Raw genomic sequence first — 23,329 nt, 5'->3', positions numbered from 1 at the left:
AAGGCCGCCAGAGAGATCATTCCTGGCGGCCTTTTTAGGTGTTCCACATATCCATTAGGTTTGCATGCTCAGCAGCTGATCATCCATTGAACGCCGAATTTATCTTCTAATTGTCCATACATACCGCCCCAGAATACCGGCTCGAGTGGGTGCAACACATTGCCGCCTGCTGCGAGGTTATCGAACGCGTCCTTCCCTTCTGCACTGGATTCAAATATTAAATTCAAGCTGAAGCCATTCCCGCGTGTCAGGGGATCAAGCAAGTCAGCCATAAAGAAGGTTACTCCACCAGCAGTCAGGCACATATGCATGACTTTATCTTTATTTGCCCCATGAGGCTCCGGCCCATCTCCAAACGTCATAACAGACTGAATCTCACCACCAAGCGCTCCAATATAAAACTCCGCTTGTGCTCGGGAATCCTCCGAAAATAAGAACGGTTTAAGTGTAGCCATTCTTCATCATCCTTTCTATTACAATTCAGTTATTAGTATATTATTTCTCATTATAGCAGCTCAGAAGGAATGGAATTTCTTATGGATTGCTCTTTATAAAACATCATTCTCAGCCGCAACCCCGGGTATAAAACTTTGGGATTTAACAGAAAAATACCGAGTAACACTTAGTGTCACTCGGTATTAATTGGTATTATTATATATTCCCCAGTAATCCTTATTTTAATCAAAATTAGGTGTTACCAAGTGTTACTAAGTAATATTTTCTAGCTCCAAGCCTCAATATCATCATCATCTATCTCTTCTTCCACTACCGGTTCAGGCACAGGAACTGCCTCTCGCGACGCTTCGGAAGCGGCTGCCATTTGCGCTAAAGCTGCGGTATTCGGAGAAAAATCGCCCTCTGTCCGCGGCAAGCCGGAGTTGCCTTGAAGCAAGTTTCGCTCCATGGGAACAAACGCCTGCAGGTTGCGCACACCATTTTGCGCGATCTCGCTTTCCACCAAATAACGCAGAGAATCCATGAGGTTGGTTTGTGAATTCAACCATTGCATCACCAAAGGATCCTCGTTTTTTTTCGTCTTCAAGCTGATATTATCACCGGGAAGCTTTGTTTTCTTCATCATGAGTCACCTACCAGAATCCGTTAGATTATGCCCCTGATCGAGCTGATTTGTTATGCAGGCTGAACCGCCTTGTTTTTCAGCGCTTCGTAAATTTTGCCACGCACAAACGCATCAAGCCCCATCGCATTTAACAGCACGGCATACTCAGCCGGAATATACAGCAGCTGCATTTCTCTTTCCGCACAAAGCTCCTTAAGCTGCGGATAAAGAACCGAACGCATGAGGATGCTTCCTCCGCCATATACGCAGATAAGATCAATCTCATTACGCGCCTTTGTGAGCTGTTTCTTCACATGCTGCACAATTTGTCTAACTTGGCTCTCTAGTGGACGCTTCAACGTTTTAAGAGCTCTAGCATGATATTTATGCTTCGGGTTTTTAATCACATCACTGAAGAACTGCCGCGGGCTATCCGGCAAATGAATCAAGCGATTAAACTCCTGAAGCGCTTCTTCAATGGCATAGCCAGCGCCGTGGTGGCTGCCGTGCACGAATTGGCGCAAAAATTTATTGCCTTCTGTAATCGGATACTCCGTTGAACCGTCGCCGATATCAATATGGAGAATCCGCTTATCTTTGAAATAGCTGCCGTTAAATTTCTTCTCAATGCCGTAGGATTGAAGGAAATCGTCAAAGATCTCGCCTTCTCTCCAGCCGCCTGCCGAATCCTTCTGAAGCGTGAAAATGACCGGTGTCGCTTCAGGTACAACCTTGGCGAACGGGAACACAATTTTCACGGCAACGCGCTGAATGCCCAAATGCACGGTCACATGATGCGTACCGGAAGTGAAACGCTTCTCGAACTTTGCAGAAGTCTCATCCGTGTGCTGCGTCACAGGCAAAGCCGTAGCCATATCAGCCTCAACATCGATTTGCGCCGGTATTTTTTTCTCTTCCTCATACGCTTTCTGAACCGCCATCGCTGCAATTTGTGCAAGTGTATTAATCACTGGCAGATCCATATCGCTCTTCATATCGATACCGATTTGCAGGTTGTCCAATATTTCGCCGCTCTCAAGAGCGAACTTGCCGACATAATACATACCTGGCCTTGCAGCAGGCGAATCAATCGTCACGACGAGCTGATCCTGCAAGTTCTTGATAAAGCTCTCTGGCGATTGCTCCTCGCTCCAAGGGAGCTCGTCCACCGTGCAATTGACATTGGGCTGCTGAATCAATTTACCGTCAATGATCAGATCATGCTCGCTGTTTCCGTTGTCGTTGCCTACAAAAAAATGATAATTCATAATAGCTTTCCTCCTAGAAAAGGTTTTGGAAAACAAATTTGGCTTCCAAGGTGTATGTTCGCGCATTGCATATTCCTAAGTATTACTTTGCCATACAAAGTATTAGTTTACATCAAACCAGAGTCCCATACCCCATTAATCTTTTCTCATCTAATTTTGTCGGATTATGAATGACTGGATCACATGTACAGCAATAGTGTCGGAACCATTCCTTAAAACGAAATAAGCTAACCCCTCATTGTTGGATTAGCTGATTTCGCCGCCTGCTTCAAAAGCAGGGTTTGGCAAATGAAATTAAATAAAATTAGACCCTAAAGGCGTTGGCATTCCATCAATGGTCTTCGTATTTTTCTCTTGCCAATATTTCTTCAAGCCCGCTTCGCCTTGCTGAACCGACCAGCGCTGCAGCGTCTCCCGTTCTCCTGTATAGGACATGAAAGGAATGGAATATCCGCAGGAAGTCTGTACCAAATGAACTTCAATCTCAATGATTTGCCTTGCGCCTGGAAGTGGCGTGAAGAGCGGATATAACTCCTCCCACTCCGGTGAGCTGGGTAGTACGACCGTCCCTGTACCATACAGCCTCAAGATGTTAGGAGCGCCCTCAAACGCACAGAACATGACGGTAACCCGCCTGTTCTCATCGATATGCGCACTCGTTTCATTTCCGCTGCCCGTTAAATCCAGGTATGCAACGCGGTTAGGGGACAATATCCGCAGCGAGTCATGCCCCTTAGGTGAAATATTGACATGTCCTTCTTCCGATAACGGCGCTGATCCTACGAAAAAAATATGCTGCTGGCGAATAAACGCCTCATGCTGCGGGAGCATTGCGTCAAATTGTTTTCCCATCTGCCATCACCCTTTGTTTTAGGTATAAATGATTACATTGCTCTAATTTCAAGAAGCTCGTATTTAATAACGCCCATTGGTGCATTGACGAGAATAATACTGCCTACGCTCTTGCCAAGAAGCTCCTTGCCCAGTGGACTCTCATAAGAGATCTTATTATCGGCAACGTCTGCTTCTTCCGTACCTACGATCTTGTATTCAATCTTCTCACTGAATTCAATATCGTTCAAAATCACGGTTAAGCCGATATTCACCTTCGAGAGATCTAAGCTTTTCTCTTCAATGACACGGGCTTTTTTCAGCATTTTATCCAAAATGAGAATTCTCGTCTCCATAAAGGACTGGTCGTTTTTGGCCGAATGATATTCGCTGTTTTCCTTGAGATCGCCGTAGCTGATCGCCAGCTTAATCCGGGCTGCCAGCTCTTTGCGCTTTACATACTTGAGATCGTCAAGCTCCGCTTGCAGCTGCGCCAAGCCCTCTTTGGTCAAAATCACTTCGTCTTTCGACATTTCAACAACTCCCATTTGCTTTCTTGCTCTAATCTTACTCTATATTCGGAAAATAAGCGAAGAACGATGACTGGCAAATCGCATTCTCTATCCATATGGGTGCGCAGTTTGGGCAATAAAACGGAACAATGATCACCTATCATTCTTTCGATATCCCTAAACTATTTCCCCTTTCCTAAGATCGTAAGATGGCCATAAAAACAAGCCTCCTGCTCAAAAACAAGCAGGAGGCTCTTTATCCCAAGCGGGAATGGCACTATTTTGAAATATCAATAAAACCTTCGCCAAATACGTCGCGCACATCATGGATCGTAATAAATGCGCTCTTGTCAGCCGCCTTGACGATCTTCTTCAGCTGGCTTAGCTCCTGCTTACTAATAACGATATAAAGAATCTCCTGAGGCGTTTTCGTATAGTAGCCCCGGCCATAGATAACGGTGACACCCCGATCCATCAATACATTAACTTGCTCGGCAATCTTATCCTGTTCCTTGGATATAATCGTGACCGCTTTTTTCGGATTCACGCCCTCTATGATAAAATCCATCACCTTCGTTCCGATATAAAGCATGATGATCGTCAACATCAGCGCCTGCGCCCCAATGATAAAGTAAGAAGAGAACGCAACAATAAGATCAAAAAACAGCAGCGCGTAGCTGATGTTCCAGTCCAAGTACTTGTTTGCAAGCCTCGCCAGGATCGCCGTGCCCGCCGTTGTGCCCCCGACCCGGATAATCATGCCGATCCCTATACCTGCGAATAAACCTCCAAATACGGCATTCACGGTGATCTCATCCGATGCAATAGACCAACTCTCGGTTAAGACCAGGAAAAAGGAATGGAATATTACCGCTGCAATCGTATAAACCACCGTTCTTTTGTCCAGAAACCGATAGCCAATGAGCAGCAAAAAGGAATTAAAGATAAGACTGACGATCCCCGGCGACCAGCCGAATAAATAATATAAAATAATCGTTATCCCGGTAACGCCGCCTTCGCCAAGCTCGTTCGGAATAACAAATAAATTGATAGCTAACGCAAATAGTAACGCTCCTGCCATAATAATAAGCAGGTCCAATAATACCTTCTTCTTCATCGTATCCATGCACCCTTCTCAGCCAAAAATAACGCCATATAGCAAATTCATCTTATCAGATATTGTCAGGAAGCAGAAGACTGTCACGTTAACGCAATACACTAATAAAACCGTCCTCCTCTAACCATCTTCGCCCTAACAAATTTATACATCCTTATATTTTAAAAATAGGGGCGCTCCCTATAAGCACTATGCTTATTGGAACGCCCCGCCCTATTTCTATATTATCCAAGCTGAAGCTCCTTGGATTTCTTGATTTGCTTGCTTCTCAGCTGACCGCAGGCCGCGTCAATATCGGTGCCGTGCTCCAGGCGCACGCTGACGCTGACGCCTTGCTTCTTCAGCGTATCGTAGAACGCGCGGATTGTTTCACGGTCCGTCCGTTGATACTGGCTGTGCTCATCCACCGGATTGTAGGGAATGAGATTCACATTAGCCAAGCTGCGGCGGTTCCCGATGAGCTCCGCAAGCTCAAGCGCATGCTCCTTCTGATCATTAACATCCTTGAGCAAAATGTACTCCAGCGTAATTCTCCGGTTGGTTTTCTCCAAATAATAATCAATCGACTGCATCAATTTCTCAATTGGAATCGCCTTGTTGATTTTCATAATGCGCGTTCTCAGCTCATTATTAGGCGCGTGCAATGAAACAGCAAGGTTAACCTGCAGGTCGGAATCAGCAAACTCTACGATTTTGTTCGCAAGACCGCTTGTAGATACCGTAATATGCCTTGCCGCAATTGCTAGACCCTTCTGGCTCTTGATTACGCCGATAAAGTCATTCATGTTCTGGAAATTATCGAAAGGCTCGCCAATGCCCATAACAACCACATGGCTCACATGCTCATCTTTCTCCATACGGTCCAAATGCATTTGCGCCTGCATAATCTGCTCCACGATCTCAGCGCTGGACAGATCGCGGCTCTTCGCCAGCAGCCCGCTCGCGCAGAAGCTGCAGCCGATATTGCAGCCCACCTGCGTCGTCACGCACACCGATAGTCCGAATTTATGCCTCATGAGTACCGTTTCAATCAGGTTGCCATCCTTCAGCTTGAACAAAAATTTGTTCGTTCCGTCAGCAGACTCCTGCCTTGTATGCTCCGTAAGCGTCTGGATAACAAAATGCTCTTCCAGCAGTGCAATGCACTCTTGCTTCACATCGGTCATTTCAGCGAAACTGGTTACCCGTTTACGGTAAAGCCATTCCCATACTTGGGATGCACGGAATTTCGTAAAGCCATGTCCGTTCAGCCATTCCGTTAATTGTTCAAACGTTAATCCATATATAGATTCTTTAATCATGTGATAGCCTCTTTTCAAAACGCCATAATTCAGTCCTGCTTTGACCAGTCTGCCGAAACGTATAATCTGCTTATTATTGTCCCAAAATTGCATCATTAAAACAAGTAGAGAAGAGGCTTTTATTTTGAATAAAAAATACCTATTGACTTGGTGTTAACACCAAGTTGTAGCATAAACCTATTCCTATATAAACGCCACCGCCTAGCAGGCGATATTTCGAATTTGGAGAAGCAGGTGAAAACATGAGCGAAACTTATACCATTAAACAAATTTCGGCAAGAACGGGCCTAACCGAGGATGCACTTCGTTATTACGAAAAAATTGGGCTTCTTCCACCGGCTAAAAGAAAGAAAAATGGCCACCGCATCTATCATGCGACGGATACAGACATTATGGAATTGATCACCTGTCTCAAAAAAACAGGAATGACCTTGGAGGAGATGAAAATCTACGTCCCGCTTTCTTTTAAAGAGGAAATTACTAAGGTGCCCGAGCTGCATGCCATGTTTGTGGAGTACAGACAAAAAATCCAGCGGCAAGTCGATGAACTCCAGCGCGTTTTGCAGTTTATAGATCACAAGCTAAGCAACAACCAGTCCCTACTAAGTGGACCTGATGAGCCGATGAATCATAGATGAGGAGACGAACATGACCAATATTAATCAAACGAAAGTAGCACTAGTTACAGGCGCGGCCTCTGGTGTTGGATTGGAGCTAACCAAGCGCTTGCTGGCTGAAGGCTGGCAAGTTCTCGCTCTGATTCGCTCCAGCCTGACGAGTGACGACCCGCTCATTGCCAGCTCCTTACAAACGAAGCAGCTGAGAATGTACAGAGCCGATTTAGCCGACTTCAAGGCTCTCAAGACGGCATTGAACCAAATCAAAAGCAAGGAGCCATACATTGACGTAATCTTTAATAATGCAGGGGTATCTTTAGGTGAACGAAACTATTCGCTTCAGGGCCGCGAGATGCATTTTGAGGTGAATACCGTAGTCCCTTATTTCGTCTACTTGGAGCTGAAACCACTTTTGCTTAAGGGAACGATGAAAACAGTGATCAACACCTCTTCAAACGCATTGTTGTTTCTGAAACAGTTTGACTTCAAGACACTGGATAGCCCCGCTACATTTAAGAAGCTTGTTGGTCCGTATGCAGCCAGCAAGTTAGCTCTTTCCCTCTGGACACAAGAAGCCGCTTTGTCAGCTCTTACAGAAGGAATTCGATTGAGGAGCGCCTGCCCTGGAGGAAACAAAACCACAATGACCAAAAATGCTGGGATGCCGCGGTACATGATTCCGATTCGAAATTTGTTTTTCTCCCATCCAAGCAAAGGTGCCTCCCGTTTATACGAAGCTGCGCTAGGCAATGCAAAAGAAATGACAGGCGTCTTCCTTAACAAAGGAAAGACGACTCCGCTGCGATTTGCGGATCAAAGCCAGAACGTGCTTGAGAAAGTCCATTTCATCTACCAACAAGAGTTCTCCATGGGAAGTGTTTAGATAACATTATTGGCCTTATCAAGCCATACGTTACTCCTCGAATGAAAGAAGCCTGCAAACGACGCCGGATTGGCGAAGCTTGCAGGCTTCAGTTTAGAATCTACACTATTTAGCTTACTTTGTTTTGTTAAGCAGCCCAATAATGAGCGCTACCGACTCGGCTCTTGTAGCCACCTGCATCGGTGCAAAACGGTTTTGGCCAACGCCGCTAACCAGTCCAGCATCAACGGCTGCTGCTACATAAGGTACAGCCCATGCCGGAATGTTCTTCGTATCCGCAAAGGATAGCTTGGCATCCGGATTAACCTTGATTCCGCTGGCGCGAACGATCATCGCAACCATCTCGGCACGGTTCAGTTCTTTCTCAGGGCCAAAGGTACCATCCTGATAACCACTGATGATGCCTGATTCTACAGCTTGTGAAACAAAGGATTGCGCCCATGCCGGGATCTTGCCAGCATCCTTGAAATCCATGGTCTTGCCTGTGTCAGGAAGCTTCAGCGCGCGAGCCAGCATCGTAATAAACTCGGCACGGTTCACGCCTTTATTCGGACGGAAAGCATTGTCTTCATAACCTTTCACGAAGCCCGCTTCTACCGCTTGTTCAATGGCAGACGCAGCCCAGTGGCTGGCGATGTCTGTCAAGCTAACGGATGGCGTGCTGCCTCCACCGTTGCCTGTACCAGGGTTGGTTGTTCCTGGATTTGTAGTCCCTGGGTTCGTTGTTCCAGGATTAGTTGTTCCAGGATTGGTTGTACCTGGATTTGTTGTGCCCGGATTCGTACCTGGGTTTGTGCCAGGATCTGTTCCTGGGTCTGTTCCTGGGTCTGTTCCTGGGTTTGTGCCCGGGTTAGTGCCAGGATCTGTTCCTGGGTCTGTTCCTGGGTCTGTTCCTGGGTCTGTTCCTGGGTCTGTGCCCGGGTTAGTGCCAGGATCTGTTCCTGGGTCTGTAACGCTCTTCTTCACAATTCCGAACTGATCCACGATAAACGGCTCAGCATTGTACTGGTTTTGATCAATTTCATACGTTACTGCCGTCAGCTTGCCGCCATCGATCGTAATGCTAACAAAGTTCTGTACTTGGCTGCGCTTCGGGCGCTTGCTGTCGTTTTCATCTGGGCCATACTTAGCTGCATGGTTCTCTTCAGCACGCTCGAAGAGGCTGTAATACGCATCGCCAAGCTCTGGTTTTGCGTTTTTGTAATAAACTTTTGGACCTGCTGTAGCAGGGATTACATAGATCGAGCCGTCAGGATTAACAGAATACTCGATTTTCTCGCCGTTCAGCGTTTCTGTAATTTTCTCTGGCGCAGAAGCTGTTCCGTCTTTTTGGATCGGCTTCGTACGCGCATAGATATGGTCATGGCCTTGAACAACAAAGTCGATACCCAGCTCAGCCATTAACGGAGCTATTTTGTTACGCACCCCGTTAGCGCCCATAATATCGGAATCCGTTGCATGGTTTGAAGTGGTATACGGACCTTTATGAATATTTACGATGATCCACTCCGCGCCTGCCGCCTTCGCAGCTTGCACGTCCTTCTTCAGCCATTCCACTTGTGCCACCGAGAAGTTTGCGTACTCCTCCGAATTTTCATTAGAGTTGAGCACAACAAAATGCGCGTTGCTGTAATCATAAGAATAGTAAGCACCGGTTATCGTTGCGGAATTTCCCGCTTCTTTGATGTTGAAATGCTCGTAGAAAGCGTTGTTCTTGTCTTCATGGTTACCTGCAGAAGGAACGATTGTCGTGTTCAGCAAGCTGGTTTGGGAATTGCCAAGCAGCCAGTTCCACTGCTCTTCCTTTGTTCCCGTATCTACAATGTCACCATTATGCACAACGAATTGTGCGTTTGGTACTTGGATAAGCGCTTTTGCCAACGTTTCGGCCGATAGCTTCGCTTCGTCCTCTTCCTTCGCTTGCGTATCCGCCAAGTCAATAAACGTAAATGCTCCGCTCTCTGGTGCCGTGCGGAAGGTACCCTTCTCGCTCCAAATATTCAGTGCCGCATCGCCGACGCGGAAATCATAAGCGGTATTCGCTTTAAGGCCAGTTGCCTCCGCTTTATGAACAAGCTCGTTCACCGAGTTCGAGGATACGCTTGAGCGTCCAGTAAACGTCAACGCATGGTTGAAGTCAGCCGCTGCGTCTGTTTTCTCAACTACCTGAAGATCTGTTCCTGTAAGCAGGAGGGAACTATACCATGCAAAACCTTTAGCGCTTTTCGTATCTCCGTTAAACGTAACGGTCACCTTGCTGATTTTCTCGTTGCTGTAGTCTGGTTTTGTTTCTTTAATAATTCCAAATTGATCCACAATAAACGGCTCAGCATTGTATTGGTTTTGATCAATTTCATACGTTACTGCCGTCAGCTTGCCGCTGTCGATCGTAATGCCAACAAAGTTTTGCACTTGGCTGCGCATCGGGCGCTTGCTGTCGCTTGGGTCTGGTCCGTACTTGGCAGCATGGTTCTCTTCAGCACGCTCGAAGAGGCTGTAATAAGCATCGCCAAGCTCTGGTTTTGCGTTTTTGTAATAAACCTTCGGTCCTGCTGTAGCAGGGATTACATAGATCGAGCCGTCAGGATTAACGGAATATTCGATTTTCTCGCCGTTCAGCGTTTCTGTAATTTTCTCTGGCGCTGAAGCTGTTCCATCTTTTTGGATCGGCTTCGTACGCGCATAGATATGGTCATGGCCTTGAACAACAAAGTCGATACCCAGCTCAGCCATTAACGGAGCTATTTTGTTACGCACCCCGTTAGCGCCCATAATATCGGAATCCGTTGCATGGTTTGAAGTGGTATACGGGCCTTTATGGATATTAACGATGATCCACTGCGCACCTGCTGCCTTCGCAGCCTGCACATCCTTCTTCAGCCATTCCACTTGTGCCACCGAGAAGTTTGCGTACTCCTCCGAATTTTCATTAGAGTTGAGCACAACAAAATGTGCGTTGCTATAATCATATGAATAGTAAGCACCGGTTATCGTTGCGGAATTTTCCGCTTCTTTGATGTTGAAATGCTCGTAGAAAGCGTTGTTCTTATCTTCATGATTACCTGCTGAAGGAACGATTGTCGTGTTCAGCAAGCTGGTTTGGGAATTGCCAAGCAGCCAGTTCCACTGCTCTTCCTTTGTTCCCGTATCTACAATGTCACCATTATGCACAACGAATTGTGCGTTTGGTACTTGGATAAGCGCTTTTGCCAACGTTTCAGCCGATAGCTTCGCTTCGTCCTCTTCCTTCGCTTGAGTATCCGCCAAATCAATAAATGTAAATGCTCCGCTCTCTGGCGCCGTGCGGAAGGTACCCTTCTCGCTCCAAATATTCAGTGCCGCATCGCCGACGCGGAAATCATAAGCGGTATTCGCTTTAAGGCCAGTTGCCTCCGCTTTATGAACAAGCTCGTTCACAGAGTTCGAGGATACGCTTGAGCGTCCAGTAAACGTCAACGCATGGTTGAAGTCAGCCGCTGCGTCTGTTTTCTCAACTACCTGAAGATCTGTTCCTGTAAGCAGGAGGGAACTATACCATGCAAAACCTTTAGCGCTTTTCGTATCTCCGTTAAACGTAACGGTCACCTTGCTGATTTTCTCGTTGCTGTAATCTGGCTTAGTTTCTTTAACAATTCCGAATTGGTCAATTATGAACGGAACGCCATTGTTAATGTTTTTGTCGATTTCATAGGTTACGGCCGTCAGCTTGCCGCCGTCGATCGTAACGCCGACAAAGTTTTGTACATGACCACGCGCAAGGCTAGTCGTGTCGCCATATTTTCTTGCATGGTTCTCATCAGCAAGCTCAAACAGATTAAAGTAGGCATCGCCAAGCTGTGTTTTCGTATTTTTGAAATATACTTTCGCTCCTGCAGTCGCCGGAATTAAATAAATCGTTCCATCTGGCTTAACCGCATATTCAATCGTTTTTCCGTTGATCGATTCTGTAATTTTTTCAACCGCTTCCGCAGTGCCATCGCTTTTGATCGGCTTGGTGCGGGCATAGATATGGTCATGGCCCTGGAATACAAAATCAATGCCCAGCTCATTCATCAGAGGCGCGATTTTGTTCCGCACGCCGTTAGTGCCAATAATGTCGCTATCCGTTGCATGGTTGGAAGTCGTGTACGGACCTTTATGGATATTAACAAGAATCCACTCTGCACCCGCTGCTTTCGCAGCTTCTACATCCTTCTTCATCCATTCTACTTGCTCAACCGAGAAGTTAGCATATTCGGTAGAGTTCTCATTAGAGTTCAATACGATAAAATGCGCGTTGCTGTAATCATAAGAATAGTACGCTCCCGTTTCCGTAGCTGCATTCTCAGGAGTTTTCACATTAAAATGATCGATAAAAGAATAGCTATCATCTTCGTGGTTTCCGGCTGCCGGAACGAGCGTGGTGTTCAGCAAGCTCGCTTGCGAATGGCCAAGCAGCCAATTCCACTCTTGCTCTGAATTGCCGTTCTCTACAACGTCGCCGTTATGCACGATAAACTTGGCATTTGGCACTGTAGCCAGCGCTTTGGAAAGCGTTGCTGCCGAAAGAATCGCTTCGTCTTCTTCTTTTGCTTGCGTATCAGTTAGATCAATAAAGGAAAATGCTCCGCCAATCGGTGCGGTTTGAAACGTTCCCGTCTCACTCCATACATCCAGACTTTGGTCGCCAACACGGAAGAAATAAGATGTATCTGCTTTAAGGCCAGAAGCTTCTGCCTTATGCACATGCTCGCCGTTTGAATTTTTCGAAACGGTAGTTGTACCCGTAAACAGGGCTGCATTTGTAAAATCAGCTGTGCTTCCCGATTTCTCTACCACCTGCAAATCACTGCGAGTAGAAGCAAGCGGCGTGTACCAGGTAAATCCTTTGGAGCTGACCGGATCACCGTTAAAAGTAACCGTCACCTTACTAGCTTCAATGGCTGGCGCCTTGTGAAGCGCTGCTAGCTCCATATCAAAATATAGATCCGAGCTGCTGTCGCTTTGCTGATGAACCTCTACCGCCAGCTCATTGTCGCCTGGGTGAAGCGCTGCTTTTAATTCAGCTGTCAGGTCAACAGCCTCGTAAAGGACCGGTAAGTCCTTGCTTGATGTAGCAAGCGTGCTGTACGTGATCTCGCCTTCCGGCAAGCCGAAGCGTTTGATTTCCGTTCCGTTTACATAAAAGACGGCACCGTCATCAATCGCGAAAGTAGCCAGCAATTGGCCATACTCGTCAATTTCATTTGCATCCACATTTAGAATCTGACGGAAGTAAGTCGTCCGATGCTTTTTCTTTTTATCGCCGCCGTAATCAACAACGGTCTTCAAAGCGCCGAAACGCGCTGTGCTGATCACTGCTCCCGAATCCTTGTATCCGAAAGGCGCACTGCCTGTGCTCCAAGCCGAATCATCGTAAGTAGATTGCCATACTGTTCCTTGATTGACGCCTTTATCGAAATATTTCCACTCCGAATTTCCTGGCAATAAGACAACGGGCTCATCCGCTGGAGCTGCCGATACCGAGGACGGTGCGGCTGCGCCGAACATACCTAGCAATAGTGCCGAAGATAACAGAATAGATAATAACCGGTTGTAAACCTTGTTCATAATAATCTCCTTTGTAAATGAATTTGACTCTTCCGGCTCTACCGGACTGGCCCATCATAACAAGAAGATATTATTGTTCTGTTTTCGCAGCGTGAAGGTTTTGTAAAAAAAGAAGGTTTATTTTAGGCTGCCATACTTAAATTTCATAAGGAGCGTAAACCTGTAAAAATAGCATAAAATCGCGACATTAACTGCTCACTGTCTTAAAATAGTGATTAATTCGCTGCAGCTTCTGAGCATGCTTGCCTTTTGGGCTCTCCATGCTGCCAAACTCAAAAAACTTTACTTTTTTAATGCCAACATAGTTGAACAACGCTTTCCGCATCAAGACCTTGTGCGCATTATACAACCAATATAGCGGGTACAGCGTCGGTCCTTTCATACTCGAAATGCAAACAACCGATTTCCCTTTCAGCAGTCCTTCCGGCAGCATTCCGCCTTTATCCTTATAGGCAAAGCCGGATGCAAACATCTGATCAATGTAACCCATAAGCATAGCCGGCGGACGCCCCCACCAAATTGGGTATACCAGCACAATTTTGTCGGCCCACGTCAGCTGCTCCCTATATTGGGCCAGTTGAGGGTCGGCATGCATGTCTCTACGGCGCTTGTTTTCATTAAAAATTAAGACCGGATTAAACTGTTCCTCGTACAAATCCAATACCTTGACCTCCTTAATTGCCAAGTTCTCCTTACTCCCCTGAATGACCTCCTGCAAAAAAGAATAGCTTAAGCTTTTATGGTTAGGATGCGTATAAATAATGAGCATGTTCATAATAAAACCCCTTTTACTTATCATTTGATAATTAAATCGTAGCATATTGATAAAATAGTTGTCAAATGATAATTGTTTTATGAGAACTATTTTGCTATCGTGTCAATAGAGGTGATTCCATGGACCACAAAGCCATGTTCCAACAATTCGTGGCCTTTACGACGGCTGTTCATCAGACTACGAATGAAATATCCAAGGATATACGACCCAAATCGATTACGCCCGTTCAATATAAAATCATGGAATACATTGCCGTAAGCCAGCCAGTTACGATCAGCGAAATCAGTGACTGCATGCTAATGTCAATGCCGAATACGAGCCGGGAGCTGAAGAAGCTAACCGATAAAGAGTTATGCGAGAAAGTAACCGATGAGGAGGATCGGCGCAAGCAGTTTATTCGGCTTTCCGCAAAAGGCGAAGCGATGATGGGCGAGGCTTTCGGGTTCATAGCAGCTCGTTTCGCGCAGCGGATTGAGCAGCAATCGGCGAAGGAGCTGCAGGAGCTGGCAGACGCGCTTGAACTGCTGCATCGCAAGGTGTTTTACTGAGGATGAACGTGAAGCCATTCCTTTTGCAGGCAAGAGGAGCCCCTGAACTATTCAGGGGCTTTTTGGTGTTTTTGGACTAACGCATAATTAAGACAAAAAAGTTAATTTGGTTAGATCATCCATTTTTATATATTGACACGATATATATTGGAGTGATATATTACAAATCGCAGCACATGAAAAATACAGATGAAGCCAAGACGCCCTATTTCTTTGAATAGCATGGAGGAGGTACGTATTTGAACAGTCAAGATGTTATTTTAGGCATGCTTATGAAGCGATCATTATCCGGCTACGAAATCAAACAATTATTTGAGGATATTTTCGCTTACTTCTACAGCTCCAGCTATGGAACGATCTATCCCATGCTTCATCGGATGGAGAAAGAAGAACTGCTCACGAAGGAAAATGTCGTTCAGGAGGGCAAGCCGAACAAAAACGTGTATACGATTACGGAACACGGCAAACAACAATTCCATTCCTACTTGCATAGCCCTATGGAGTCGGATTCAATCAAATCAGACTTTTTGATGCGGCTTTATTTTGGCCAGTTTGTCGGGAATGATCTCGTCATCGCTTGGCTCAAGCAAGCAGAAGAGCACACTAGAAAACAATTGGAGGAGCTGAGCAAGAAATATGCCATTTACAAAGCTGACATGCACCCTGCTCACATTATTTGCATCGAAATAGGAATCAAAGAGTACACAGCCAAACTTGAGACCCTTCAAGAAGGCTTGGTGCGCATGGAACAATTAGAACAAGAGGAGAGAGCATAGCCATGGCAAGCACCGGTTCAAATAACAAGCTTATAATTCTAGCGATGGCGCTCGGCTTGTTGATGTCATCTCTCGACAATACCATCGTGGCGTCCTGTGTCAACAAAATTAGTGAGGATTTTAACATTTTTGACAAGGTCAGCTGGGTATTTACGGCCTATATGCTAGCGGCAACGAGCACCATGCTTGTCTTCGGCAAAATGTCGGACCTGTTCGGCCGGAAAATGTTCTATATGATCGGAATTGGCTTATTTCTTCTCGGCTCTGCCCTATGCGGTGTTGCACAAAGCGCTGATCAGCTCATTTGGTTCCGCGTTATTCAAGGAATTGGCTCCGGGGCGCTTTTTCCGATCAGCTTCACCATTATCTACACAATATTTAAAGATCCGAAGGATGCTGCGAAAATGTCCGGCGTATTTGGCGCCATCTTCGGACTTTCCTCCGTTGCGGGGCCACAACTTGGCAGTTTCATTGCTGAGCATATGGGCTGGAGATGGAATTTTTACATTAATGTTCCGATCGGCTTGGCTTCTATGATCGTATTGATGATTGCCCTTAAAGAAACCCGTTCCGACCGCAAACCGAAAATCGATTATTTAGGAACGCTGTTCCTCATGATGACCACAATCTCTTTAATGCTGGCGCTCGAATGGGGCGGCAAAGATTATGCATGGAATTCCTGGCAGGTGATTGGCCTTTTTGTTACATCTGCTGTTATTGGTACTTTATTTATATTGGTGGAGCTGCGAGCTGCCGAGCCGGTGCTGCCGCTTGGCATATTCAAAAATAAGATGGTTCTCGGAACGAGCATCCTCTGTTTCTGTCAGGGCGTAATCATGTTCTCGGCCATTACGTATCTGCCCAGCTTTACGATCGGGGTGCTCGGTCACACGAATTCGAACGGAGTGCTGACGCCCATGATGGCATCCTTGATTGTAGGAGCAATGTTGTTCGGATTTTTGCAATCCAAATTTGCCTTCCGTACCCTCATGCTCTTCACGATGCTCATGACCATCATCGTAGCCTCCCTGCTTGCTAACGTAGGACCGGATGCTTCGAGCGGATTTATGATTGTGCTAATGATCTTGCTCGGACTCGGAGCAGTTGGCCCCTTAATGAGCGTAGCGCAAAGCGCAATTGCCGCTAATGTTGACCCGAAATATATGGGTGTCAGCTCCTCCATTGTTGGCTTCTGGCGCAATATTGGCGGTATATTGGGAGCCTCCATCATGGCAACGATTGTCAATGGCAACTTGACTAGGCTGATTTCGGATGGTGCGGAACAAGCTGGCATTCCTGCCGATAAAATCAGCACATTAGCTAATCCGGAACTGCTCATGCGCGCTGGCGGTGAAATGGAGCCGCACATTCGTCGATTTTTGCAAGAATCGCTAAGCACGGCCATTAACCATGGCTTCATACTTAGTATTTGTGTTGGCGGCCTTGGCTTCGTTACAGCCATCTTTGTAGGCAAGAGCAGACTGACCTCCGTGAAAAATCAGCCAACTGCTGCCTCTCATGTTTAAATAGGCAATAGGAAGAAGCGGCATCATTTGGGATGCCGCTTCTTTTGTATTATAATTTACCCTATAAAAATAAAAGCAATGGAGCTGAGTAACGACGATGAAAACGGAGATTATGAACCGGTTTATTAAATACGCGCAAGTAGAGACCCAATCGGATGATAGCAGCGAGACCTGCCCCTCAACACCGGGACAATGGGTGCTAGCCCGCATGCTCGTAGAAGAGCTTGCCTCGATTGGCATGCAGGAGATTACGATTGATGATAACGGCTATGTGATGGCTACCCTACCCGCCAACACTGACAAGAACATACCAACCATCGGCTTTCTTGCCCACATCGATACGGCTACCGATTTTACCGGTACGAATGTAAAGCCGAAGATCGTTGAAAACTACGATGGGCAGGATATTATTTTGAACGAAGCATTGAATATCATCCTGTCGCCAAAAGAGTTCCCTGAGCTTACCGGTTATCAAGGCCATACCTTGATTACAACCGACGGCACTACGCTGCTCGGCGCAGACGACAAAGCTGGTATCGCCGAAATTATGACGGCTATGGCTCATTTGATCCGCCATCCCGAGCTGAAGCACGGCAAGATCCGTGTAGCCTTTACGCCGGACGAAGAAATCGGCAGAGGTCCGCACAAGTTTGATGTAGCTGCCTTCGATGCCGTCTACGCTTATACGATGGATGGGGGCCCGCTAGGCGAGCTTCAGTACGAGAGCTTTAACGCAGCTGGCGCGCTCATTACTTGCAAAGGCAAAAACGTACACCCTGGCACCGCAAAAGGTAAGATGGTCAACTCGGCCAAAATTGCTATGGAGCTCCATGGCAGGCTGCCTGCGGATGAGGTGCCTGAGCTCACGGAAGGTTATGAGGGCTTCTTCCATCTCACGTCCATTGAGGGCGACGTCGAACAGACCCAGCTTCGTTATTTGATCCGCGATCACGACGGCACGAAGTTTCAAGAACGCAAAGCGTTGCTTAGCAGCATCGTGAAGGATCTGCAAGCTAAATACGGCGAGCATCGGATCGAGCTTGAAATCAAAGACCAGTACTTCAACATGGGCGAGAAAATCGAACCCGTCAAGGAAGTCGTGGACATCGCTCAGCAAGCGCTCGAAAACCTTGGAATTAAGCCATTAATCCAACCGATTCGCGGCGGTACGGATGGCTCGCAGCTATCCTACATGGGCCTGCCGACGCCAAACCTATTTACTGGCGGCGAGAACTACCACGGCCGCTACGAATACGTCTCTGTAGACAATATGGAAAAGGCTGTAAACACTATCCTTGAAATCGTGAAGCTCTATGAGCAAAAAGCCTAGTTACTTGGCGAGTTAATGTAGCGATAAACGATGGCGCATAGTCGGCCTTATATGGGGTTGTCTCATCAGGCTTCATGCCTGCATGGGCAGCTCCTTTTCTTGTCATTCGGGAGTCGGCTCCGTGTCGAAGAAAGGCAGTAACCACAGGTTCCTCCTCACCCCATTTCATCTCATACCGTTTAAACACTGAACCTGCTCGAAATAAGTTTAAAATTAAAACTATGGTATTGCGCACCCCCTCAATGACCGCCAATATGCCGAATTCGAGAGGAATAAGCCTACTTTTTAGATCTATTTTGTTCAAATGAGCAATATTGGAAGGTTTAGATCTAAAAAGTAGACCTATTTAGTCCCACGTCCCCCTCAATGATCGCCAAAATGCCGAATTCGAGCCGAATAAGCCTACTTTTTAGATCTATTTTGTTCAAATGATCAATATTGGAAGGTTTAGATCTAAAAAATAGATCTATTTAGTCGCACGACTCCAAAATGACCACCAATATGCCGAATTCGAGCCGAATAAGGCTACTTTTCAGATCTAATTTGGTCAAATGTGCAATATTGGAAGGTTTAGATCTAAAAAGTAGACCTATTTAGTCCCACGTCCCCCTCAATGATCGCCAAAATGCCGAATTCGAGCCGAATAAGGCTACTTGTACTGTAAAACCAAAGTTTCCACGCTTCAACAGAACCTTTTGCTAGACTCATGAGAGAGTAAAGTGGCGTCCCGTCCTTCATGCATTCCGTATTCGAATAAGAAAAAGGAATAGCAAAGAGGTTGTCACCCATGGTGACAACCTCCGATAACCTCTTCTGCTTATCTTTGGATAGGCTCGATACGGTATAACGTGCCTGCTTGCTCCTCGCGAATCGCCCAGCCGAAGGATAGAACGGCTGCTAGCCGTTCCTTTTCCGAAGGCGTAAGCACAACCAGCACCGATTCGTTGCCTTCCTCGAGTACTAGCTCAGGCTCCTTGCCATAAGCGACCGCGATCCATGAGCGGATACCGCGGACGGTGTTGTATTTAATCGCGTAACCTTCCTTTACCGCTCTCTCAAATGTCTCAGGCTCTGCCGCGGCAAATGCCGCCAATTCCTGATAATCAAAGTGGTACATGCTCTCGTCAGAAGGTAAATCGGCCTCTTTAACTCTGCGCAGCACGACTTCGTCAGACCATCCTAGCGCCCTAAGTCCTTCGAGTAGCAGCGCATCCCATTGGGATAACTTTACCAGATTGTTCGTCTCCATGCTTCAACCTCCTTCCTTTCTTACTTCCTTATTAGCGGTATGCAATATACTATCCGGGATTTACTTCCTTATTCACGGTCCGCTACAAAGTGTTCGGGAATTACTCCCTAACTAATGTTCCGTACCATAGTTTTCGAAACTTTCTCCCTTATTAATGATCTGCAACAAAGTGCCCCGGACTTACTTCCCTTAGCTCTGCGTGCTGCTTGTCACCAGACGCCTCAAAATCATACTTAAACGCGCTTCTTTCCCTCGCCGCTCTAGGATCGGGGATCGGGATTGCGGACAACAGCGCCTTCGTATAGGGGTGCAGCGGGTTATCGTATAACTCGTCGCTATCCGCCACCTCCACGAGGCGCCCGCCATACATAACGCCAATGCGGTCTGAAATATGGCGCACCATAGACAGGTCATGGGCAATGAACAAATAGGTTAGGCCAAATTCAGCCTGCAAATCCTCCAGCATGTTGACCACCTGCGCCTGTACGGATACGTCGAGCGCTGAGATTGGCTCGTCACATACGACAAAATCCGGCCGTACAGACAACGCTCGCGCAATGGATATCCGCTGGCGCTGCCCTCCGCTGAACTCATGGGGATAACGATACAGATGCTCCCTCTTCAGTCCCACCTTCTCGAGCAGAGCGGAGACGACTTCTTTGCGCTCTTCTTCCTTCTTGTACAAGCCATGGATATTCATAGGTTCGCCGATCAAATCGAGCACGTTCATACCTGGGTTTAGCGATGAGTAAGGATCTTGAAAGATGGTTTGGATTCGCCGCCGGAATGGCTTCAACTGCTTATCACCCAGCTTCGACAAGTCATGCCCGTCAAAATAAACCTCGCCCTCCGTATAATCATACAATCGGATAAGGCATCGCCCGACTGTCGACTTTCCGCTTCCGGACTCGCCTACCAGCCCGAACGTTTCCCCTTTGCGAATTTGGAAGCTCACGCCGTCCACGGCTTTCAGCACCTCTGTGCTGCGCCCCCATAAATCGGTCCCTTTAGAGAAATGCTTCTTCAAATTCCGTACATCCACAAGAATGTTATGGTCGCTCATTCGCCAGCCCCCCTTCCGCTAGTGCACCCTCAAGCGTACTCTTCCCATCCAGAAGCCAGCAGAGAGAGCGGTGACCGTCCGCCAACTCGAACATTGGCGGCAGCTCCTTGCACTTAGCGAACGCATAAGGACAACGCTCCATAAAAGGACAGCCTGTCGGTGGATCAATCAGATCCGGAGGTGATCCTTCAATCGGTACAAGCCTTTCCCGGCCCGTGCCACCGCGCTTCGGAAGCGAGCGGAGCAAGCCCTGCGTATACGGATGTCCCGTGCGATAGAAAATATCCTCGACAGTACCTTCCTCCATAACCATTCCGCCGTACATCACAATGACGCGGGAGCACACCTGAGCAACGACGCCCAAATCATGTGTAATCAGGACGACCGCTGTACCCGATTGTTCCTTCAAATCGTGGAGCAGATCAAGAATTTGCGCTTGAATGGTTACATCGAGAGCTGTCGTCGGTTCGTCCGCAATGAGCAGCTCCGGGCTGCAGGAAAGAGCCATGGCAATCATCACCCGCTGGCGCATACCGCCACTGAATTCATGCGGGTATTGATTAACGCGGCGCTCCGGCTGGGAAATACCTACTTTTCGCAGCATCTCTACAGCCTCTCGGAGCGATTCCTCCTTGCCAAGTCCCCGATGCCTGCGGATCACCTCGGCCATTTGGAATCCAATCTTCTTAACCGGATTCAAAGAAGTCATCGGGTCTTGGAACACCATAGCGATTCGGTTGCCCCTGAGCTGGCGCCACTTCTTCTCCGGCAGCTTGTTCAAACTTTCGCCGCGGAACTGAATCTCGCCTCCAAGCACTTGCCCTGGCGGGGGAATAAGCCCCATAATGGCCTTCGCAGTCACGCTCTTGCCGCTGCCTGACTCCCCAACGATGCCGACGGTCTCGCCGGCATCTACATGAAAGCCGACGCCTCGCACCGCCTGATTTTGCCCGTCCCGAGTATGGAACGAAACCTTTAAATCCTCTACGGTCAGCAGCCGTTTTGCCATCGTACTTCACACTCCTTCATGCCGCCGCACAACGACGGTTAACGTTTACCCAGCTTCGGTTCAAAGCCCACTCGCAAAATATCGCCGAGAACGTTAAAGCTAAGCACCGTTAGAAAAATTAATACGCCCGGAAATATAGCTAAGTATGGCGCTTGGGCCAAATAGCCTTGCGCTCCGTTCAGCATGCTGCCCCAAGTCGCATTCGGAGCTTGGACGCCAAATCCCAGAAAGCTTAACGAGGATTCCATCATAATTGCCGATGCGATATTGTTTGTAGCACTAACGATAACAACGGACATTAAGCCTGGTATGATATGTTTGATAATTATGCCGAATGAGCTTTGGCCTGATGCCTTGGCATACATGACATATTCACGTTCTTTCAGCGCCATCGTCTCCGCCCGAATAATACGGGCAATGTTCATCCACATCAATAAAGAAATAATAACGATAATATTGCCTACGCTAGGCTTTAAATAAACGCTTAGCAGCAGAAGGATGAGGAAGGATGGAATCGACATAACGATTTCCAGCAGCCTCATGAGCAAACTGTCAATGAGCCCGCCGAAATAACCGCTAATGACACCAACCGCCACACCGATACTCGTTGCAAAGACCATCGAAACGAAACCAACCATTAGGGAGACACGACCACCATAAAGCGCCCTAGCCAAGTAGTCCCTTCCGTAATCATCCGTTCCGAACCAATGCCCTGCACCTGGCGGCTTAAGCCGATCTAAGACGTTAATTTGATTTGGGTCCTTTGAAGAGAGAAACGCAAGAGCCGCCGCAGAAGCAATAACCAGCAAAAATAGAAAGGCGGTGATACCCAGTTTGTTCGCCAGCAGCTCGCGGATGACATTGCTCCATTTATTCCGATTCATGAGATCACCTCGTTGTTTTGATTCTCGGGTCCGCAAAGCTGTACAAAATATCCGCGAGCAAATTGCCCAGGATCAACATAACGGAGGAGAACAGTGTAATGCCCATGATGACGGGGTAGTCCATTCCGCGCACTGCGGTCATGCCAAGCGAACCAATCCCTGGCCACGAAAATACGGTCTCCGTCACAATAGCGCCCGCAACCAAGTCGCCCATCGACATGCCTAGCAGTGTAATAACAGGAAGCAGCACATGCTTCAGCACATGCCGAAACAGAATTGTCCGCTTCGCAGAACCAAAAGCATACTGGATTTGAACGTAATCCTCTTTGAGCTGGCTGATCGTGCTGGAACGGATATACCGCACATATACGGCCAAAAAACCGATAGTCAGCACCGAGCATGGAAGGATACCATGTAAGAGGACATCAAACGCAGAATCCATGCCGATCGTCCGCATCCCCATACTCGGCAGCCAGTGAAGTTTAATTGAAAAGAAATACATAAGTAAAATAGCAAGCCAAAAAAGCGGAATCGAAACGCCAATATACGCTAATAAATTGACAAGCTTATCGACCAGCTTGCTGCGGTTGGCCCCTGCGAGCAAGCCAAGGGGAATAGCGATTAATACCGCCAAACCAATAGCAGCGCCCATGAGTCCCGCCGTCGCCGGCAAACGCTCCAAAATTTGATCCAGCACGGGCTTATGATTAATAAGCGAATAACCCAAATTGCCGGTCAAGCATTCCTTCAGCCATAAAAAATATTGCACATAGGCGGGTTTGTCCAGCCCGAGGTTATGCCTGATGCGCTCAATGTCTTCCGCATGCATGTTCGGTGTAACGAAGGAAAGCACCGGATCACCCGGTGCCGCCTTCACCATAACAAAGCAGGCGATTGAGACAAAAAACAGCAACGGCAAAGTTTGCAGCAGTCTTCTGAAAATCAATCGTCTCATGCTTCAATTCTCCCAGCCTCGCAGGGACAAAAAAAT

At 47.3% G+C, this 23,329-nt stretch carries 20 protein-coding genes; 6 read left to right on the top strand and 14 right to left on the bottom strand.

Annotated elements, in window-relative coordinates:
- Positions 1–68: 68 nt before the first annotated feature.
- The 7 genes from E0496_RS19555 to rlmN form a co-directional block, all read right to left on the bottom strand.
- Positions 69–455, bottom strand: coding sequence for a VOC family protein (locus tag E0496_RS19555; protein ID WP_141503538.1), 387 nt, complete (start codon positions 453–455; stop codon positions 69–71).
- Positions 456–721: 266 nt separating this feature from the next.
- Entirely contained in the window at positions 722–1,078 is a 357-nt protein-coding gene (locus tag E0496_RS19550; RefSeq protein WP_141503565.1) for a hypothetical protein, read from the bottom strand.
- A gap of 53 nt (positions 1,079–1,131) precedes the next feature.
- On the bottom strand, positions 1,132–2,328 hold the full coding sequence (locus tag E0496_RS19545; RefSeq protein WP_141503537.1) for a ParM/StbA family protein: 1,197 nt from the start codon (positions 2,326–2,328) through the stop codon (positions 1,132–1,134).
- A 294-nt stretch (positions 2,329–2,622) separates the two neighbouring features.
- Positions 2,623–3,180 carry a pyridoxamine 5'-phosphate oxidase family protein gene (locus E0496_RS19540; RefSeq protein WP_141503536.1) on the bottom strand — a complete coding sequence of 186 codons (558 nt, stop codon included), beginning with the start codon at positions 3,178–3,180 and terminating at the stop codon, positions 2,623–2,625.
- 32 nt (positions 3,181–3,212) lie between these two features.
- Positions 3,213–3,692, bottom strand: coding sequence for a transcription elongation factor GreA (greA, locus tag E0496_RS19535; protein WP_141503535.1), 480 nt, complete (start codon positions 3,690–3,692; stop codon positions 3,213–3,215).
- A 256-nt stretch (positions 3,693–3,948) separates the two neighbouring features.
- Positions 3,949–4,788, bottom strand: a complete 840-nt coding sequence (locus E0496_RS19530) for a YitT family protein (protein ID WP_141503534.1) — start codon at positions 4,786–4,788, stop codon at positions 3,949–3,951.
- A 224-nt stretch (positions 4,789–5,012) separates the two neighbouring features.
- Entirely contained in the window at positions 5,013–6,089 is a 1,077-nt protein-coding gene (gene rlmN, locus E0496_RS19525) for a dual-specificity RNA methyltransferase RlmN (RefSeq protein WP_141503533.1), read from the bottom strand.
- A 242-nt stretch (positions 6,090–6,331) separates the two neighbouring features.
- On the opposite strand from rlmN, the gene E0496_RS19520 reads away from it, so the two are divergent.
- Together E0496_RS19520 and E0496_RS19515 are read left to right on the top strand one after the other, a co-directional pair.
- A complete protein-coding gene (locus E0496_RS19520; RefSeq protein WP_141503532.1) occupies positions 6,332–6,727 on the top strand; it encodes a MerR family transcriptional regulator in 396 nt (131 codons plus the stop codon).
- Positions 6,728–6,737: 10 nt separating this feature from the next.
- Positions 6,738–7,589, top strand: a complete 852-nt coding sequence (locus tag E0496_RS19515) for an SDR family NAD(P)-dependent oxidoreductase (RefSeq protein ID WP_141503531.1) — start codon at positions 6,738–6,740, stop codon at positions 7,587–7,589.
- Between the two features lie 114 nt (positions 7,590–7,703).
- Here the strand turns inward: E0496_RS19515 and E0496_RS36050 are convergent, their stop codons facing one another.
- Positions 7,704–13,178, bottom strand: coding sequence for a metallophosphoesterase (locus E0496_RS36050; RefSeq protein ID WP_241674888.1), 5,475 nt, complete (start codon positions 13,176–13,178; stop codon positions 7,704–7,706).
- A gap of 187 nt (positions 13,179–13,365) precedes the next feature.
- Positions 13,366–13,953 (bottom strand): NAD(P)H-dependent oxidoreductase, encoded by a 588-nt coding sequence (locus tag E0496_RS19505; RefSeq protein WP_141503530.1) that lies wholly within the window; start codon positions 13,951–13,953, stop codon positions 13,366–13,368.
- A 119-nt stretch (positions 13,954–14,072) separates the two neighbouring features.
- Between E0496_RS19505 and E0496_RS19500 the strand changes: the two genes are divergently transcribed.
- The 4 genes from E0496_RS19500 to pepT all read left to right on the top strand — a co-directional run bounded on the left by E0496_RS19500 (position 14,073) and on the right by pepT (position 18,133).
- On the top strand, positions 14,073–14,501 hold the full coding sequence (locus E0496_RS19500; protein WP_141503529.1) for a MarR family winged helix-turn-helix transcriptional regulator: 429 nt from the start codon (positions 14,073–14,075) through the stop codon (positions 14,499–14,501).
- Between the two features lie 239 nt (positions 14,502–14,740).
- Positions 14,741–15,277, top strand: a complete 537-nt coding sequence (locus E0496_RS19495) for a PadR family transcriptional regulator (RefSeq protein ID WP_141503528.1) — start codon at positions 14,741–14,743, stop codon at positions 15,275–15,277.
- A 2-nt stretch (positions 15,278–15,279) separates the two neighbouring features.
- Positions 15,280–16,803 (top strand): DHA2 family efflux MFS transporter permease subunit, encoded by a 1,524-nt coding sequence (locus E0496_RS19490; protein ID WP_141503527.1) that lies wholly within the window; start codon positions 15,280–15,282, stop codon positions 16,801–16,803.
- A gap of 97 nt (positions 16,804–16,900) precedes the next feature.
- Positions 16,901–18,133: a peptidase T gene (gene pepT, locus E0496_RS19485; RefSeq protein WP_141503526.1), complete on the top strand. Its 1,233-nt coding sequence runs from the start codon at positions 16,901–16,903 to the stop codon at positions 18,131–18,133.
- A gap of 817 nt (positions 18,134–18,950) precedes the next feature.
- On the opposite strand, the gene E0496_RS19480 is transcribed toward pepT, so the two are convergent.
- The 5 genes from E0496_RS19480 to E0496_RS19460 all read right to left on the bottom strand — a co-directional run bounded on the left by E0496_RS19480 (position 18,951) and on the right by E0496_RS19460 (position 23,293).
- A complete protein-coding gene (locus E0496_RS19480) occupies positions 18,951–19,382 on the bottom strand; it encodes a hypothetical protein (RefSeq protein ID WP_141503525.1) in 432 nt (143 codons plus the stop codon).
- A 151-nt stretch (positions 19,383–19,533) separates the two neighbouring features.
- Entirely contained in the window at positions 19,534–20,445 is a 912-nt protein-coding gene (locus tag E0496_RS19475) for an ABC transporter ATP-binding protein (protein ID WP_141503524.1), read from the bottom strand.
- Positions 20,432–21,454, bottom strand: a complete 1,023-nt coding sequence (locus E0496_RS19470) for an ABC transporter ATP-binding protein (protein WP_141503523.1) — start codon at positions 21,452–21,454, stop codon at positions 20,432–20,434. The genes E0496_RS19475 and E0496_RS19470 overlap by 14 nt, the downstream gene beginning before the upstream one ends.
- 38 nt (positions 21,455–21,492) lie before the next feature.
- A complete protein-coding gene (locus tag E0496_RS19465; protein ID WP_141503522.1) occupies positions 21,493–22,338 on the bottom strand; it encodes an ABC transporter permease in 846 nt (281 codons plus the stop codon).
- Positions 22,339–22,342: 4 nt separating this feature from the next.
- Positions 22,343–23,293 carry an ABC transporter permease gene (locus E0496_RS19460; protein WP_141503521.1) on the bottom strand — a complete coding sequence of 317 codons (951 nt, stop codon included), beginning with the start codon at positions 23,291–23,293 and terminating at the stop codon, positions 22,343–22,345.
- Positions 23,294–23,329 lie beyond the last annotated feature (36 nt).

It is taken from the genome of Paenibacillus luteus, from assembly GCF_006542765.1.
GTDB lineage: Bacteria > Bacillota > Bacilli > Paenibacillales > Paenibacillaceae > Pristimantibacillus > Pristimantibacillus luteus.
The sequence above is the reverse complement of the archived record's forward strand: the minus strand, read 5'-3'. Positions and strand labels throughout refer to the sequence as shown.